Annotated in this window: 12 protein-coding genes, 1 tRNA gene and 1 pseudogene; all 14 read left to right on the top strand. The window is 57.2% G+C overall.

The window, feature by feature from the left end; all coding sequences use genetic code 11:
* Positions 1–1,191, top strand: a complete 1,191-nt coding sequence (gene tuf / locus IEV40_RS14570; protein ID WP_188421373.1) for an elongation factor Tu — start codon at positions 1–3, stop codon at positions 1,189–1,191.
* Positions 1,192–1,279: 88 nt separating this feature from the next.
* A tRNA-Trp gene (locus tag IEV40_RS14565) sits at positions 1,280–1,355 on the top strand.
* Positions 1,356–1,388: 33 nt separating this feature from the next.
* On the top strand, positions 1,389–1,772 hold the full coding sequence (gene secE, locus IEV40_RS14560) for a preprotein translocase subunit SecE (protein ID WP_188422817.1): 384 nt from the start codon (positions 1,389–1,391) through the stop codon (positions 1,770–1,772).
* The gene (gene nusG, locus IEV40_RS14555; protein WP_188422816.1) at positions 1,772–2,368 is read left to right on the top strand and encodes a transcription termination/antitermination protein NusG; all 597 of its coding nucleotides are present in this window, start codon (positions 1,772–1,774) and stop codon (positions 2,366–2,368) included. Before secE ends, nusG begins: the two co-directional genes overlap by 1 nt.
* Positions 2,369–2,493: 125 nt before the next feature.
* A complete protein-coding gene (gene rplK, locus IEV40_RS14550) occupies positions 2,494–2,925 on the top strand; it encodes a 50S ribosomal protein L11 (protein ID WP_188422815.1) in 432 nt (143 codons plus the stop codon).
* A complete protein-coding gene (gene rplA / locus IEV40_RS14545; protein WP_188422814.1) occupies positions 2,925–3,620 on the top strand; it encodes a 50S ribosomal protein L1 in 696 nt (231 codons plus the stop codon). The genes rplK and rplA overlap by 1 nt, the downstream gene beginning before the upstream one ends.
* A gap of 310 nt (positions 3,621–3,930) precedes the next feature.
* Complete coding sequence (rplJ, locus tag IEV40_RS14540) at positions 3,931–4,479, top strand: 50S ribosomal protein L10 (RefSeq protein ID WP_188422813.1); 549 nt, start codon at positions 3,931–3,933, stop codon at positions 4,477–4,479.
* A 92-nt stretch (positions 4,480–4,571) separates the two neighbouring features.
* Entirely contained in the window at positions 4,572–4,949 is a 378-nt protein-coding gene (gene rplL, locus IEV40_RS14535) for a 50S ribosomal protein L7/L12 (protein ID WP_188422812.1), read from the top strand.
* Positions 4,950–5,223: 274 nt separating this feature from the next.
* Positions 5,224–9,330, top strand: coding sequence for a DNA-directed RNA polymerase subunit beta (gene rpoB / locus IEV40_RS14530; RefSeq protein ID WP_188422811.1), 4,107 nt, complete (start codon positions 5,224–5,226; stop codon positions 9,328–9,330).
* A gap of 232 nt (positions 9,331–9,562) precedes the next feature.
* Positions 9,563–13,807, top strand: coding sequence for a DNA-directed RNA polymerase subunit beta' (rpoC, locus tag IEV40_RS14525; RefSeq protein WP_188422810.1), 4,245 nt, complete (start codon positions 9,563–9,565; stop codon positions 13,805–13,807).
* Between the two features lie 381 nt (positions 13,808–14,188).
* Positions 14,189–14,572 (top strand): 30S ribosomal protein S12, encoded by a 384-nt coding sequence (rpsL, locus tag IEV40_RS14520; protein WP_188422809.1) that lies wholly within the window; start codon positions 14,189–14,191, stop codon positions 14,570–14,572.
* A gap of 129 nt (positions 14,573–14,701) precedes the next feature.
* Complete coding sequence (rpsG, locus tag IEV40_RS14515; RefSeq protein WP_188422808.1) at positions 14,702–15,172, top strand: 30S ribosomal protein S7; 471 nt, start codon at positions 14,702–14,704, stop codon at positions 15,170–15,172.
* A 127-nt stretch (positions 15,173–15,299) separates the two neighbouring features.
* The gene (fusA, locus tag IEV40_RS14510) at positions 15,300–17,405 is read left to right on the top strand and encodes an elongation factor G (RefSeq protein ID WP_188422807.1); all 2,106 of its coding nucleotides are present in this window, start codon (positions 15,300–15,302) and stop codon (positions 17,403–17,405) included.
* 93 nt (positions 17,406–17,498) lie between these two features.
* Positions 17,499–17,580, top strand: a pseudogene (locus tag IEV40_RS14505) (GTP-binding protein); the annotation flags it as partial.

Below are 17,580 nucleotides of genomic sequence, written 5' to 3'. Positions count from 1 at the left end.
ATGGCAAAAGGCAAATTCGAGCGGACGAAGCCGCACGTGAATGTGGGCACGATCGGTCACGTTGACCATGGCAAGACGACGCTGACGGCGGCGATTGCGACGGTGTTGTCGGCGAAGTTCGGCGGCGAAGCGAAGAAATACGACGAGATCGACGCTGCACCGGAAGAGAAGGCGCGTGGCATTACGATCAACACCGCGCACGTCGAATACGAAACTGCGAACCGTCACTACGCCCACGTTGACTGCCCAGGCCACGCCGACTACGTCAAGAACATGATCACTGGCGCTGCGCAGATGGACGGCGCAATCCTGGTCTGCTCCGCAGCCGACGGCCCAATGCCGCAAACGCGTGAGCACATCCTGCTGTCGCGTCAGGTCGGCGTGCCGTACATCATCGTCTTCCTGAACAAGGCAGACATGGTCGACGACGCAGAACTGCTGGAACTGGTCGAAATGGAAGTGCGCGAGCTCCTCTCCAAATACGAATTCCCGGGCGACGACCTGCCAATCATCAAAGGTTCGGCCAAGCTGGCCCTGGAAGGCGACAAAGGCCCGCTGGGCGAGCAAGCCATCCTGGCCCTGGCAGAAGCACTGGACACCTACATCCCGACGCCGGAACGTGCTGTTGACGGTACCTTCCTGCTGCCGGTCGAAGACGTGTTCTCGATCTCCGGTCGCGGCACCGTTGTGACCGGTCGTGTCGAACGCGGCATCGTCAAGGTCGGCGAAGAGATCGAAATCGTCGGTATCCGCGATACGCAAAAAACCACCTGCACCGGCGTCGAAATGTTCCGCAAGCTGCTCGACCAAGGTCAGGCAGGCGACAACGTCGGCGTGCTGCTGCGCGGCACCAAGCGTGAAGACGTCGAGCGTGGTCAGGTTCTGGCCAAGCCGGGTTCGATCAAGCCGCACAAGCACTTCACGGGCGAGATCTATGTGTTGTCGAAAGACGAAGGTGGTCGTCACACCCCGTTCTTCAACAACTACCGTCCGCAGTTCTACTTCCGTACGACGGACGTGACGGGTTCGATCGAACTGCCGAAGGACAAGGAAATGGTCATGCCGGGCGACAACGTGTCGATCACGGTGCAACTGATCAACCCGATCGCAATGGAAGAAGGTCTGCGCTTCGCCATCCGTGAAGGCGGTCGTACCGTCGGCGCCGGTGTCGTCGCTAAGATCATGGATTAAGAATCGGAATTCTGCGGCGATCCAAGTGATCGCCGCAATCGATTCAGGCAGTGCTGTTGTAGTGGTGTGGTAGTAAGTGGTAGTGAATAGGGGCGTAGCTCAATTGGCAGAGTGACGGTCTCCAAAACCGTAGGTTGGGGGTTCGAGGCCCTCCGCCCCTGCCACCGATCTGGTGCAAGGCATCGAAAGTAGAGAGTATGTCTAATCAACCCGTACAAACCGTTGGCGCTTCTGGCGACAAGATCAAGATTGCTCTGGCGATCATTGCCGTCATTGCGGGTGTCGTCGGCTTCTATGTGTTGTCGGACAAAGCCACGGCCGTGCGCGCAGCTGCGCTGGTCGGCGGTTTGATTGTTGCGGTTGCGATTGCGTGGACGTCGACGTCCGGTCGTGATTTCGTCAACTTTGCGAAGGAATCGGTTCGCGAGACCAAGAAAGTGGTCTGGCCGACGCGCAGGGAAACCATGCAGATGACAGCCATTGTGTTCGGCTTCGTGCTGGTCATGGCCATCTTCCTGTGGGGTACGGACAAGATTCTCGAGGTCGTACTGTACGATCTCATTTTGGGCTGGAAACGATAATGGCAGACAATATGCAAGATGACTCGCAAGGCGGCGCATCGGGCGCCGTGTCTGCTTCTGCGGGCAAGAAGCGCTGGTATGTCGTGCACGCCTATTCCGGCATGGAAAAGAGCGTGCAACGCGCGTTGACCGAGCGTATCGCGCGTGCCGGCATGCAGGAACAGTTCGGCCAGATTCTGGTGCCGACCGAAGAAGTTGTGGAAGTCAAGAATGGCCATAAATCGGTCAGCGAGCGCCGTTTCTTCCCGGGCTACGTGCTGGTCGAAATGGAAATGACCGATGAGACTTGGCACCTGGTGAAAAACACCAGCAAGGTCACCGGCTTTATCGGCGGCAAGTCGAACAAGCCGACACCGATTCCGGTGCACGAAGTCGATAAGCTGATGCAGCAAATGCAGGAAGGCGTCGAAAAGCCGCGTCCGAAAGTGCTGTACGAAGTTGGCGAAATGGTGCGCATCAAGGAAGGCCCGTTCACCGATTTCAATGGCAACGTCGAAGAAGTCAACTACGAGAAGTCGAAGGTGCGCGTCTCGGTCACGATTTTCGGTCGTGCCACGCCGGTCGAGCTGGAATTCGGCCAGGTCGAAAAAGTATAAGCATTCAACGCTGGCCGGAGCGTCGTGGGTCGTCAGATCCCGAAATCCGGATTCAAGAGGAGCCTTGGTAGTAAGTCGCAAGACGAGCGAACGGGCGCTACCACTCAACCAATGTAGGAGCCATCATGGCAAAGAAAATCGTTGGTTTTATCAAGCTGCAAGTGCCGGCTGGTAAAGCAAATCCGTCCCCTCCGATCGGCCCGGCGCTGGGTCAGCGCGGTCTGAACATCATGGAATTCTGCAAGGCATTCAATGCGCAGACCCAAGGCATGGAAGCTGGCATGCCGATTCCGGTTGTGATCACCGCATTCGCAGACAAGTCCTTCACGTTCGTGATGAAGACGCCGCCTGCGACTTTCCTGATCAAGAAACACTCCGGCGTGCAAAAAGGTTCGGCCAAGCCGCATACCGACAAGGTCGGCAAGCTGACGCGTGCACAAGCTGAAGAAATCGCTAAATTGAAAACCCCGGACCTGACCGCTGCCGATCTGGACGCTGCTGTGCGTACGATCGCTGGTTCCGCACGTTCGATGGGTATCACGGTGGAGGGTCTGTAATGGCTAAGTTGTCCAAACGCGTTAAAGCGATCAAGGCCAAAGTCGATCGTACCAAGGCATATCCGTTCGACAACGCTGTTGCGCTGATCAAGGAATGCGCATCGGCCAAGTTCGACGAATCGATCGATATCTCCGTTCAACTGGGTGTCGATGCCAAGAAATCGGACCAAGTCGTTCGTGGTTCCGTTGTGCTGCCGGCGGGTACCGGCAAGACCGTTCGCGTGGCTGTGTTCGCCAGCGGCGACAAGGCTGAGCAGGCGAAAGCCGCCGGCGCCGACATCGTCGGTATGGAAGATCTGGCTGAGCAAATCAAAGCCGGCAACATGCCTTTCGACATCGTCATCGCTTCGCCCGATACCATGCGTATCGTCGGTACGCTGGGTCAGATCCTCGGCCCGCGCGGCATGATGCCGAACCCGAAAGTCGGCACCGTGACGCCTGACGTCGCTACCGCAGTGAAGAATGCCAAAGCCGGTCAGGTGCAGTACCGTACCGACAAGGCAGGCATCATCCACGCAACGATCGGTCGCAAGTCGTTCAGCGATGCCGATCTGAAGTCGAACTTGCTGGCCCTGATCGATGCACTGAACAAGGCCAAGCCGGCGACCAGCAAGGGTATCTACCTGCGCAAGGTTTCGCTGTCGTCGACGATGGGTGCCGGCGTGCGTGTCGATCAGACTACGCTGAGCGCTTAATAGCAGAATCAAGTCCCGTCGCCTCGCGACGGGCGCATCTTTGGGCTGGGCCTGTTTCGGCAGTAATGAGACAGGTTCAGGCAATCAAAGACCGTTGGGCGGCGTGCATGCGGTTGGTGCACAAAGATAAACATCGCATCGGCAACGATCGATACCCAACGCAGATGGTGTACCCGAACAAGTTTTGCAGCTCTCTTGCTGGTTTCGCCAGTATTGAACTCCTAACTTCGGACGCCGTGTTCGAAACGATGCAAGGCAGGCAGTCAATCATGGCTGCGCAGGCGCCGAGCATTATTACTGGAGGTTGATCTTGAGTCTCAATCTGAATGACAAAAAGGCCGTAGTCGCCGAAATCTCTGCCAAGATTGCATCTGCGCAGACGATCGTCGTGGCCGAATATCGTGGCATCCAGGTTGGTCACTTGACACAACTGCGCGCCAAAGCGCGTGCCGAAGGCGTGTACCTGCGCGTGTTGAAAAACACGCTCGCTCGTCGCGCTGTCGAAGGCACCGCATTTGCCGACCTCGCTTCCGAAATGACCGGTCCGCTGATCTATTCGATCTCGGATGATGCCGTTGCTGCAGCAAAAGTCGTCAACGACTTTGCCAAAACCAACGACAAACTGGTTGTGAAGGCAGGTAACTACGCAGGCAAGACGCTTGATAAAGCGGCTGTCGCAGCGTTGGCAAATATTCCTAGCCGTGAAGTCCTGCTGGCCCAAGTCCTGGGCATGATGCTGGTTCCGGTTGCGAGCTTTACGCGTGGTCTGGCTGCTCTCGCTGCTAAAAAAGCTGAAGGCGAAACGCCTGCAGCCGCAGCGCCGGCAGCAGCTGAAACTGCCGAAACCCCAGCAGAATAAAAGGTCGCCGCAATGCGGCCTGCGCTTGTGTTTCGACGTTTTGGCGTCAGTACCAATCAGATGTAATTATTGAAAAAATTTAGGAGTTTCAAATGGCAATTAGCAAAGACGACATCCTGGAAGCCGTAGGTAACCTGACGGTTCTGGAACTGAATGATCTGGTCAAGGCATTCGAAGAAAAATTCGGTGTATCCGCTGCTGCAATGGCTGCTCCGGCAGCTGGCGGTGCAGCTGGCGGTGCAGCTGCAGCTGAAGAACAAACCGAATTCACGGTTGTTCTGTCCGAAGTTGGCGCAAACAAAGTTGGCGTCATCAAGGCAGTTCGCGAAATCACCGGCCTGGGTCTGAAAGAAGCCAAGGATCTGGTCGATGGTGCACCGAAGCCTGTCAAGGAAGGCCTGGCAAAAGCAGACGCAGACGCCGCCAAGAAAAAACTGGAAGAAGCCGGCGCGAAAGCGGACCTCAAGTAATTCGGGTCTGTCATTCGCCAAGGTTTTTACCTCGGCACCGAGTCAAAGCCTGGAACTGCCCGAAGGGGTGGTTTCTGCTTTGGCTCCTTTGTCGTTTTTGGTCGTTTCGGAGCGGTTCCGGCAGATTTCTGCAACTTGATGTAATCTGATCGGTCGACCGTTTTCAAGGCTTCAAGGGCTGAGACTTGAAGTTTTAATGTCTGAATGGCAATAAAGCTGTTCGGCATTGAGACTTGAAATCTCCATCCTTTCCCCTGTCACTCACGGAGTGTCCATGCACTACTCATTTACTGAGAAGAAGCGCATTCGCAAATCGTTTGCGAAACGCGCTAACGTTCACAACGTTCCGTTCCTGCTTGCTACGCAACTCGATTCGTATACGAGTTTCCTGCAGGAATATACAACTCCGTCGCAACGCAAGAACGAAGGCCTGCAATCTGCCTTTACGTCGATTTTCCCTATCGTGTCGCACAACGGTTTTGCGCGACTCGAATTCCTGTCCTACGTCCTCGGCGAACCGCCGTTCGACGTCAAGGAATGCCAGCAGCGCGGTCTGACCTATGCGTCGCCGCTGCGTGCCAAGGTGCGCCTGGTGATTCTGGACAAGGAATCGCCGACCAAGCCGGTCGTCAAGGAAATGAAAGAGCAGGAAGTCTACATGGGCGAACTGCCGCTCATGACGACGACCGGTTCGTTCGTGATCAACGGTACCGAGCGCGTCATCGTGTCGCAGTTGCACCGTTCGCCGGGCGTGTTCTTCGAACACGACCGCGGCAAGACGCATTCGTCGGGCAAATTGCTGTTCTCGGCACGCATCATTCCTTACCGCGGTTCCTGGCTGGATTTCGAGTTCGATCCGAAGGACATCCTGTTCTTCCGCGTCGACCGTCGCCGCAAGATGCCGGTCACGATCCTGCTGAAAGCAATCGGCATGATGCCAGAGCAGATCCTGGAAAACTTCTTCGTCTTCGACAACTTCAAGCTGCGTGAAGACGGCGGCGAAATGGCGTTCGTGGCCGAACGCCTGCGTGGCGAAGTCGCGCGTTTCGATATCGCCGACAAAGCCGGCAAGGTCATCGTTGCCAAAGACAAGCGCATCAACAGCAAGCACGTGCGCGACATCGATGCTGCCGGTATCAAACACATTTCCGTGCCGGAAGATTATCTGCTGGGCCGCGTACTGGCGAAAAACATCGTCGACAGCAGCACCGGTGAAATCATCGCCAGCGCCAACGACGAACTGACCGAAGAAACGCTGGCACGCCTGCGCGAAGCCGGTATTGCCGAAATTCAGACGTTGTACACCAATGATCTGGATCAGGGCGCCTATATCTCGCAAACCTTGCGTACCGACGATACGGCTGACCAAATGGCCGCACGTGTTGCGATTTACCGCATGATGCGTCCTGGCGAACCGCCGACCGAAGATTCGGTGGAAGCGCTGTTCAACGGCCTGTTCTACAACGCGGAACGTTACGACCTGTCGTCTGTCGGCCGCATGAAATTCAACCGCCGTATCGGTCGCGACGAGCTGACGGGCGACATGACCCTGTCGAACGACGACATTCTGGCCGTGATCAAGATTCTCGTCGAGCTGCGCAACGGTCGCGGCGAAGTCGACGATATCGATCACCTGGGTAACCGCCGCGTACGTTGCGTCGGCGAACTGGCGGAAAACCAGTTCCGTGCCGGCCTCGTGCGTGTCGAGCGCGCCGTCAAGGAACGTCTCGGCCAGGCCGAAGCGGACAACCTGATGCCGCACGACCTGATCAACTCCAAGCCGATTTCGGCTGCGATCCGCGAATTCTTCGGTTCGTCGCAGTTGTCGCAGTTCATGGACCAGACCAACCCGTTGTCCGAGATCACGCACAAGCGTCGTGTCTCCGCGCTGGGCCCGGGCGGCCTGACGCGCGAACGCGCCGGCTTCGAGGTGCGCGACGTGCATCCGACGCACTACGGCCGTGTCTGCCCGATCGAAACGCCGGAAGGTCCGAACATCGGCCTGATCAACTCGCTGGCACTGTACGCACGCCTGAACGAATACGGCTTCCTGGAAACGCCGTACCGCAAGGTCGATGGCAGCAAGGTCACGAACCAGATCGATTATCTGTCGGCAATCGAAGAAGGCCGTTACGTGATCGCTCAGGCGAACGCGACGATCGACAAGTCCGGCAAGCTGTCCGACGAACTGGTTTCCGCACGTGAAGCGGGCGAAACGATTCTGGTCTCGCCGGAGCGTGTGCAGTACATGGACGTGGCGCCTGGCCAGGTTGTTTCCGTTGCGGCATCGCTGATCCCGTTCCTCGAACACGATGACGCGAACCGCGCATTGATGGGTGCCAACATGCAACGTCAGGCAGTGCCTTGCCTGCGTCCGGAAAAAGCGTTTGTCGGTACCGGCATCGAGCGTACCGTGGCAGTTGACTCGGGTACGACCGTGCAGGCACTGCGTGGCGGTGTGGTCGATTACATTGACGCCGGCCGTGTCGTGATTCGCGTCAACGACGATGAAGCCGCTGCAGGTGAAGTCGGTGTCGACATCTACAACCTGATCAAGTACACGCGTTCGAACCAGAACACCAATATCAACCAGCGTCCGATCGTGCAAGTAGGCGATCGCGTGGCGCGTGGCGACGTCATCGCCGACGGTGCATCGACCGATCTGGGCGAATTGGCCCTCGGTCAGAACATGCTGGTTGCGTTCATGCCGTGGAACGGCTACAACTTCGAAGATTCGATTTTGATCTCCGAAAAGGTTGTTGCTGACGACCGCTATACGTCGATCCACATCGAAGAGCTGTCGGTTGTGGCGCGCGATACCAAGCTGGGCGCCGAAGAAATCACGCGTGATATCTCGAACCTGGCGGAAAACCAGCTGGCCCGTCTGGACGAATCCGGCATTGTGTACATCGGCGCTGAAGTCACTGCCGGCGATACGCTGGTCGGTAAGGTGACGCCGAAGGGCGAAACGCAACTGACGCCGGAAGAGAAGCTGCTGCGTGCCATCTTCGGTGAAAAAGCATCGGACGTGAAAGATACGTCGCTGCGCGTGCCGTCCGGCATGGTCGGTACCGTCATCGACGTGCAGGTTTTCACGCGTGAAGGCATCCAGCGCGACAAGCGTGCGCAACAGATCATCGACGATGAACTGCAGCGCTATCGTCTGGACCTGAACGATCAGTTGCGTATCGTCGAAGGCGATGCATTCCAGCGTCTGGAAAAAATGCTGATCGGCAAGGTCGTCAACGGCGGTCCGAAGAAGATTGCCAAGGGCAGCAAGATCACCAAGGAATACCTGGCCGATCTGGATAAATATCACTGGTTCGACATTCGTCCGTCTGACGATGCTTCGGCCAATGCACTGGAAGCGATCAAAGAATCGATCGCCGAGAAGCGCCACCAGTTCGATCTGGCCTTCGAAGAGAAGCGCAAGAAGCTGACGCAAGGCGACGAGCTGCCGCCGGGCGTGCAGAAGATGGTCAAGGTTTACCTTGCCGTCAAACGTCGCCTGCAGCCTGGCGACAAGATGGCAGGTCGTCACGGTAACAAGGGTGTGGTTTCGCGCATCGTGCCGGTGGAAGACATGCCGTACATGGCCGACGGTACGCCGGCTGACGTCGTGCTGAACCCGCTGGGCGTGCCGTCGCGTATGAACGTCGGTCAGGTGCTGGAAGTCCACTTGGGCTGGGCGGCAAAAGGCCTCGGCCTGCGTATCGGCGAAATGCTGCGCGCGCAAGCCAAGGCGACCGAGCTGCGCAAGTTCCTGAAGTCGATTTACAACGAGTCGGGCAAGTCGGAAGACATCGACAGCTTCTCCGATGAGGAAGTGCTGGAGCTGGCGGCGAACCTGAAATACGGCGTGCCGTTTGCTACGCCGGTGTTCGACGGTGCGCACGAAGAGGAAATCCGCCGCATGCTGGATCTGGCCTATCCGGACGACATCGCCAAGCAGCTCGGCATGACGTCGTCGAAGAACCAGGTCACGATGTACGACGGCCGTACTGGTGAAGCGTTCGAACGCACCGTCACGGTCGGCTACATGCACATGCTGAAGTTGCACCACTTGGTCGACGACAAGATGCACGCACGTTCGACCGGTCCTTACTCGCTGGTCACGCAGCAACCGCTGGGCGGCAAGGCGCAGTTCGGCGGCCAGCGTTTCGGCGAGATGGAAGTCTGGGCACTGGAAGCCTACGGCGCATCGTATGTGCTGCAAGAGATGCTGACCGTGAAGTCCGACGACGTGAATGGCCGTACCAAGGTGTACGAGAACCTCGTCAAGGGCGATCACGTGATCGACGCCGGCATGCCGGAATCCTTCAACGTTCTGGTGAAGGAAATCCGCTCGCTGGGTATCGATATCGATCTCGAGCGCGACTAAGAAGCATCAGGATGGAGCGGCAATGCCGCTCCATCGACCGTTCGAAAAACGGACGGCGGCAGTTCCAGGATTTTGTACAAGATTTTGCAATAGCAGTACGGACGTATCACCTGTCCCGGTATCGGCGGCACCACGGCTTCGGCCACGGCTCTCCCGCAGATGCGAACAGGGTAGTGCAGGCGGATGCGGCCACGTTATACATCAGCGTTTTTCACGCCAACTGGAGTGATACATGAAAGCACTGCTCGATCTATTCAAGCAAGTTCAGCAAAGCGAACAATTCGACGCGATCAAGATTGGTCTGGCGTCGCCTGAAAAAATCCGTTCGTGGTCCTACGGCGAAGTCAAGAAGCCGGAAACCATCAACTATCGTACGTTCAAGCCTGAGCGCGACGGCCTGTTCTGCGCCAAAATCTTTGGCCCGATCAAAGATTACGAATGCCTGTGCGGCAAGTACAAGCGTCTGAAACACCGTGGCGTCATCTGCGAAAAATGCGGCGTTGAAGTCACGCTGGCGAAAGTGCGCCGTGAGCGCATGGGCCACATCGAACTGGCCTCGCCGACCGCGCACATCTGGTTCCTGAAATCGCTGCCGTCGCGTCTGGGCATGGTGCTCGACATGACGCTGCGCGATATCGAACGCGTGCTGTACTTTGAAGCCTACGTCGTGACCGATCCGGGCATGACGCCGCTGAAGAAGTGCCAAATTATGTCGGAAGACGATTACGCCGCCAAGTACGAAGAATTCGGCGACGACTTCACCGCCTACATGGGTGCGGAAGGCATTCGCGAACTGCTGCGTTCGATCGACATCGATCGCGATGCGGAAACGCTGCGTCAGGACCTGAAAGAGTCGAAGTCCGAAGCCAAGATCAAGAAATACGCAAAACGCCTGAAAGTGCTGGAAGCGTTCCAGCGTTCGGGCATCAAGCCGGACTGGATGATCATGGAAGTGCTGCCGGTGCTGCCGCCGGAACTGCGTCCGCTGGTGCCGCTGGACGGCGGTCGCTTTGCGACCTCCGATCTGAACGACCTGTATCGCCGTGTCATCAACCGCAACAACCGTCTGAAGCGCCTGATGGAATTGCGCGCGCCGGAAATCATCACGCGTAACGAAAAGCGCATGCTGCAGGAAGCGGTCGACTCGTTGCTGGACAACGGTCGCCGCGGCAAGGCGATGACCGGCGCCAACAAGCGTCCGCTGAAATCGCTGGCTGAAATGATCAAGGGCAAGGGCGGCCGTTTCCGTCAGAACTTGCTGGGCAAGCGCGTCGATTACTCGGGCCGTTCGGTGATCGTGGTGGGTCCGCAGCTGAAACTGCATCAATGTGGTCTGCCGAAGCTGATGGCATTGGAACTGTTCAAGCCATTCATCTTCAACAAGCTCGAAGTAATGGGTATCGCCAGCACGATCAAGGCTGCGAAAAAAGAAGTCGAGAACCAGACGCCAGTCGTTTGGGACATTCTGGAAGAAGTGATCCGCGAACATCCGGTCATGCTGAACCGTGCGCCTACGCTGCACCGTTTGGGCATCCAGGCGTTCGAGCCGGTCCTGATTGAAGGCAAGGCAATTCAGCTGCATCCGCTGGTTTGCGCCGCGTTCAATGCCGACTTCGACGGCGATCAGATGGCAGTTCATGTTCCGTTGTCGATTGAAGCACAGATGGAAGCACGCACGCTGATGCTGGCGTCGAACAACATCCTGTTCCCGTCGAACGGCGAACCGTCGATCGTGCCGTCGCAGGATATCGTGCTGGGCCTGTACTACGCGACCCGCGAAGCGATCAACGCCAAGGGCGAAGGCATGATGTTCCCGGACGTGTCCGAAGTCATCCGCGCCTACGACAACAAGCAGGTCGAACTGGCGACGCGTATCACCGTGCGTATCACCGAATATCCGAAGAATCTGGAAACCGGTGAGTTCGAGAAAACGATCACCCGTTATGAAACGACGGTCGGTCGCGCGATCCTGTCCGAGATCCTGCCGAAGGGCCTGCCTTTCAGCGTGCTGAACCGCGCGCTGAAGAAGAAGGAAATTTCGCGCCTGATCAACCTGTCGTTCCGCAAGTGCGGTCTGCGCGCCACCGTGGTGTTTGCCGACCAATTGCTGCAATCGGGCTTCCGTCTCGCTACGCGTGCCGGTATTTCGATCTGCGTCGACGACATGCTGGTTCCGCCGCAAAAAGTGGACATCATTGCGACCGCCGAAAGCGAAGTCAAACAGATCGAACAGCAATACTCGTCCGGTCTGGTTACCGCCGGCGAACGCTACAACAAAGTGGTCGATATCTGGGGCAAGGCCGGCGACGACGTCGGCAAGGCCATGATGGATCAACTGAAAGTGGAAGACGTGACCAAGCGCGACGGCACCAAGTCGACGCAGGAATCGTTCAACGCGATCTACATGATGGCCGACTCCGGTGCGCGTGGTTCTGCAGCCCAGATTCGTCAGCTGGCTGGTATGCGCGGCCTGATGGCCAAGCCGGATGGCTCGATCATTGAAACGCCGATCACCGCGAACTTCCGCGAAGGCCTGAACGTTCTGCAGTACTTCATTTCGACGCACGGTGCGCGTAAAGGCCTGGCCGATACCGCATTGAAGACCGCGAACTCGGGTTACCTGACGCGCCGCCTGGTCGACGTGACGCAGGATCTGGTCGTGATCGAGGATGATTGCGGTACGTCGAACGGTGTGTCGATGAAGGCACTGGTCGAAGGCGGTGAAGTCATCGAAGCGCTGCGCGATCGTATCCTCGGTCGTGTTTCCGCAAACGATGTCGTCAATCCGGAAACGCAGGAAACGCTGTACGCAGCCGGCACGCTGCTCGACGAAGACATGGTCGAGGAAATTGAACGCCTCGGCATCGATGAAGTGAAGATCCGTACGCCGCTGACCTGCGACACGCGCTTTGGCTTGTGCGCGCAGTGCTACGGTCGCGATCTGGGCCGCGGTACGCTGGTCAACGCCGGCGAAGCAGTCGGTGTTGTCGCTGCGCAGTCGATCGGTGAACCGGGCACGCAGCTGACGATGCGTACCTTCCACATCGGTGGTGCGGCATCGCGTGCAGCGGTGGCATCGTCGGTTGAAGCCAAGTCGAACGGTACAGTTCGTTTCACCGCGACCATGCGTTATGTGACGAACGGCAAGGGCGATCAGATCGTCATTTCCCGTTCCGGCGAAGTGCTGATCACCGACGACTATGGTCGTGAGCGTGAGCGTCATAAAGTGCCGTACGGCGCAACCCTGATCGTCAAGGACGGCATGGCCATCAAGGCCGGTACCGCGCTGGCGACCTGGGATCCGCTGACGCGTCCGATCATCACCGAGTACAGCGGTACCGTGAAGTTCGAGAACGTCGAGGAAGGCGTGACGGTTGCGCGTCAGATCGACGAAGTCACCGGTCTGTCGACGCTGGTCGTCATCGATGCGAAACGTCGCAGCACTGCTGCCAAGAGCGTGCGTCCGCAGGTCAAACTGCTGAACGAGCAGGGCGAAGAAGTGAAGATCGCCGGCACCGAGCATTCGGTGACGATCGGCTTCCAGGTCGGCGCACTGATCACCGTCAAGGACGGTCAGCAGGTTTCTGTCGGTGAAGTGCTGGCGCGTATCCCGACCGAATCGCAGAAGACGCGCGACATCACCGGCGGTCTGCCGCGTGTTGCCGAGTTGTTCGAGGCGCGTTCGCCGAAGGATGCCGGCATGCTGGCGGAAGTTACCGGTACCGTTGCGTTCGGCAAGGAAACCAAGGGCAAGCAGCGCCTGGAAATCACCGACATGGAAGGCAACAAGCACGAGTTCCTGATTACCAAGGACAAGCAAGTGCTGGTACACGACGGTCAGGTGGTGAATAAGGGCGAGATGATCGTGGACGGCCCGGCCGATCCGCAAGACATCCTGCGTCTGCTGGGTATCGAAGCGCTGGCACGTTACATCGTCGACGAAGTGCAGGACGTCTACCGTCTGCAAGGCGTGAAGATCAACGACAAGCACATCGAAGTCATCGTTCGTCAGATGCTGCGCCGTGTGCAGGTCGTCGAACCCGGCGATACCAGCTACATCACGGGAGAGCAGGTCGAGCGTTCGGAACTGCTGGAAGAAAACGATCGCGTGAACGCCGAAGGCAAGATTCCGGCGACTTACGAGAACGTGCTGCTGGGTATCACGAAGGCTTCGCTGTCGACCGACTCGTTCATCTCGGCGGCCTCCTTCCAGGAAACGACCCGCGTGCTGACCGAAGCCGCGATCATGGGCAAGAAAGATGGCCTGCGCGGTCTGAAGGAAAACGTGATCGTTGGCCGTCTGATTCCGGCCGGTACCGGTCTGGCTTACCACCGTGCCCGCAAGGAGAAGGAAGCGTGGGAAGCCGAAGAGCGTACCGCGTTGCTGCAGTCGGAAAAAGCGGCACGTGCAGCCGAAATGGAAGCGCAGTTTGCCGATATTTCGAGCCTGCCGGACAGCGATACCGACGCTCAGTAAAACGACGTTGTTCTCTCAAAACGGCACCGGGCATGTCCGGTGCCGTTTTTATTTGTCAATTTGGAAATTGTGCGTGTTTTGCCGGTGGTGGGTTTCGTGATGTCTTGTGCGAAATCGCAACGAATTGTCGGCGGTACGGCGTGGTTTTCGGGTTGACGGTGCGGGGTTCGAAGGATATACTCGCGAGTTCTCGATTTTAAGCTCTGTATTGGCTTAAGCGTTCTTTGATCTGCCCTCCCGCACTCACGGCGCGCTTCTTCCCTGCAAGGTTCGTAATCGAGCCTGCGCGTTGAATCCCATTCATCCGCACGATTTCCTGGCCCCGGACAACCGTTTCCGGGATCGTATTATTAATGTTGTAACTAAGCTGGATTAAGAGCGATGCCAACCATCAATCAATTGATTCGCAATCCGCGCGTCTCCGCACGCGTGAAGAGCAAATCGCCGGCGCTGGAAAACAGCCCGCAAAAACGCGGCGTCTGCACCCGCGTCTACACCACGACCCCGAAGAAGCCGAACTCGGCGCTGCGTAAGGTCGCCAAGGTGCGTCTGACCAACGGTTTCGAGGTGATCTCGTACATCGGCGGTGAGGGCCACAACCTGCAAGAACACAGCGTCGTGCTGCTGCGCGGCGGTCGTGTGAAGGATTTGCCGGGTGTGCGTTATCACATGGTCCGCGGTTCCCTGGATACCCAAGGCGTCAAGGATCGTAAGCAAGCCCGTTCGAAATACGGTGCAAAGCGCGCGAAAGCTGCCAAGAAGTAATCAAATTCCGCTTTGGCGGAGCAGGTGTCGGTCCCGGATGGGCCGAGTAAGTGGATGGCTATGATGGCCGTTCGCGAGTCGCTGGCAAGTTGTTGCTGTGCGCTCAACTGAAGATGAAAAGGAATTGAAATGCCACGTCGTCGTGAAGTCCCGAAACGGGAAATTCTGCCGGATCCGAAATTCGGCAATGTGGATGTTGCGAAATTCGTCAACGTCCTGATGCTGTCCGGCAAGAAGTCGGTCGCTGAAAACATCATCTATGGCGCTTTCGAGCACATCCAGTCCAAATCGGGCAAGGATCCGCTGGAAGTCTTTACCGCCGCAATCAGCAACTGCAAGCCGATGGTTGAGGTGAAGTCGCGCCGCGTCGGCGGTGCGAACTATCAGGTTCCTGTCGAAGTGCGTCCGGTTCGCCGCATGGCGTTGTCGATGCGCTGGCTGCGTGAAGCGGCCAACAAGCGCAGCGAAAAATCGATGCCGCAACGCTTGGGTGGTGAGTTGATGGAAGCCGCGGAAGGTCGCGGCGGTGCAATGAAAAAGCGTGACGAAGTGCACCGCATGGCGGAAGCAAACAAGGCGTTCTCGCACTTCCGCTTCTAATAAATTGACGTGCCGCGCGCCTGCCTTTGCAGGCGCCGTGCGTCACATGTGTAATTTGTTCGAGGCCGGGCACATTTTGGAAAAAATGGCGCTCGGTTTTGTTCATTAAAACGAATTAGGACTAATTATGGCCCGCAAGACCCCCATTGAGCGTTACCGTAACATCGGTATTTCGGCTCACATTGATGCTGGTAAGACGACGACGACCGAGCGCGTCCTGTTTTATACGGGCGTGAACCACAAGATCGGTGAAGTGCATGACGGCGCTGCCACCATGGACTGGATGGAGCAGGAGCAGGAGCGCGGAATTACGATTACGTCTGCTGCGACGACCTGCTACTGGAAGGGCATGGCGAACAATTTCCCTGCTCACCACATCAACATCATCGATACGCCGGGCCACGTTGACTTCACGATTGAAGTTGAGCGCTCGATGCGCGTGCTCGACGGCGCCTGCATGGTTTACTGTGCAGTCGGCGGTGTGCAGCCGCAATCGGAAACGGTGTGGCGTCAGGCAAACAAGTACAAGGTTCCACGTCTGGCATTCGTCAACAAGATGGATCGTACCGGCGCGAACTTCTTCAAAGTCTACGATCAGATGCGTGCGCGTCTGAAGGCGAACCCTATCCCGATGCAGGTGCCGATCGGAGCGGAAGAGAATTTCGAAGGTGTGATCGATCTGGTCAAGATGAAGGCGATTATCTGGGACGACGCGTCGCAGGGCATGAAGTTCGATTATCGCGACATCCCTGAGAGTCTGGTGGCCGAGGCGCAAAAATGGCGCGAAAACATGGTTGAAGCGGCAGCCGAGGCTTCAGAGGAACTGATGAACAAGTACCTCGAAGATGGCGACCTGAGCGAAGAAGAAATCAAGAAGGCAATCCGCCAGCGTACGATCGCAAGTGAAATCGTGCCGATGATGTGCGGCACGGCGTTCAAAAACAAGGGTGTGCAAGCCATGCTGGACGGCGTGGTTGAATATCTGCCGTCGCCGGTCGATATTCCTCCTGTCCCAGGTGTGGACGGTGATGATGAGCCTGTTGTGCGACAAGCAAAGGATGACGAAAAGTTTTCGGCGCTGGCATTCAAGATCGCCACCGATCCGTTTGTCGGCCAATTGTGCTTTATTCGCTGCTATTCGGGCACCCTGAACTCGGGCGATACCGTCTTCAACTCGGTGAAAGAGAAAAAAGAGCGTATCGGCCGTATCGTTCAGATGCACGCAAACCAGCGTGAAGAAATCAAGGAAATGCTGGCGGGCGATATCGCTGCAGTCGTCGGCCTGAAGGATACGACGACCGGTGACACGCTGTGTGACGACAAGGCAGTCGTGGTGCTCGAACGCATGGTCTTCCCTGAGCCGGTGATTTCTCAGGCAGTGGAGCCAAAAACGAAGGCTGACCAGGAAAAAATGGGTCTGGCACTGAACCGTTTGGCAGCTGAAGATCCATCATTCCGCGTGCGTACTGATGAAGAATCGGGGCAAACGATTATCGCTGGCATGGGCGAGTTGCACCTCGACATTATCGTCGACCGCATGAAGCGTGAATTCAACGTTGAAGCAACCGTCGGCAAGCCGCAGGTTGCTTATCGCGAAACCATCCGCAAGGCAGTCACCGATGTTGAAGGCAAGTTCGTCAAGCAATCCGGTGGTCGCGGTCAGTACGGCCACGCTGTTCTGACGATCGAGCCGCAAGAACCTGGCAAAGGCTTTGAGTTCGTCGACGCGATCAAGGGTGGTGTCGTTCCTCGCGAATACATCCCTGCGGTTGAAAAAGGCGTGCGCGAAACCCTGACTTCGGGCGTATTGGCCGGTTATCCAGTGGTCGACGTCAAAGTCACGCTGACCTTCGGTTCGTACCACGATGTCGACTCGAATGAAAACGCCTTCCGCATGGCCGGTTCGATGGCATTCAAGGAAGGCTGCCGCAAAGCCAATCCGGTCATCCTCGAGCCGATGATGGCTGTGGAAGTTGAGACGCCTGAAGATTATGCCGGTAACGTCATGGGCGATCTGTCGTCGCGTCGCGGTATGGTGCAGGGCATGGATGAAATTGCTGGTGGCGGCGGCAAGATCATCAAGGCTGAAGTGCCGTTGTCGGAAATGTTCGGCTACTCGACTTCGCTGCGTTCGGCTACGCAAGGGCGTGCTACGTATTCGATGGAGTTCAAGCACTACGCTGAAGCGCCGAAGAACGTCATCGATGCAATCGTGACTTCGAAGGCGAAGTAAATTTGATGTCCGTTCCGCAAGGGGCGGACATGTTGTACGCAATTCAATTCATTGTTTCTATAAACAAATCGTTCTTTTTGAAGGAAGAATCAAATGGCAAAAGGCAAATTCGAGCGGACGAAGCCGCACGTGAATGTGGGCACGATCGGTCACGTTGACCATGGCAAGACGACGC

Source organism: Oxalicibacterium solurbis (assembly GCF_014635845.1).
GTDB lineage: Bacteria > Pseudomonadota > Gammaproteobacteria > Burkholderiales > Burkholderiaceae_D > Oxalicibacterium > Oxalicibacterium solurbis.
The sequence above is the reverse complement of the archived record's forward strand: the minus strand, read 5'-3'. Positions and strand labels throughout refer to the sequence as shown.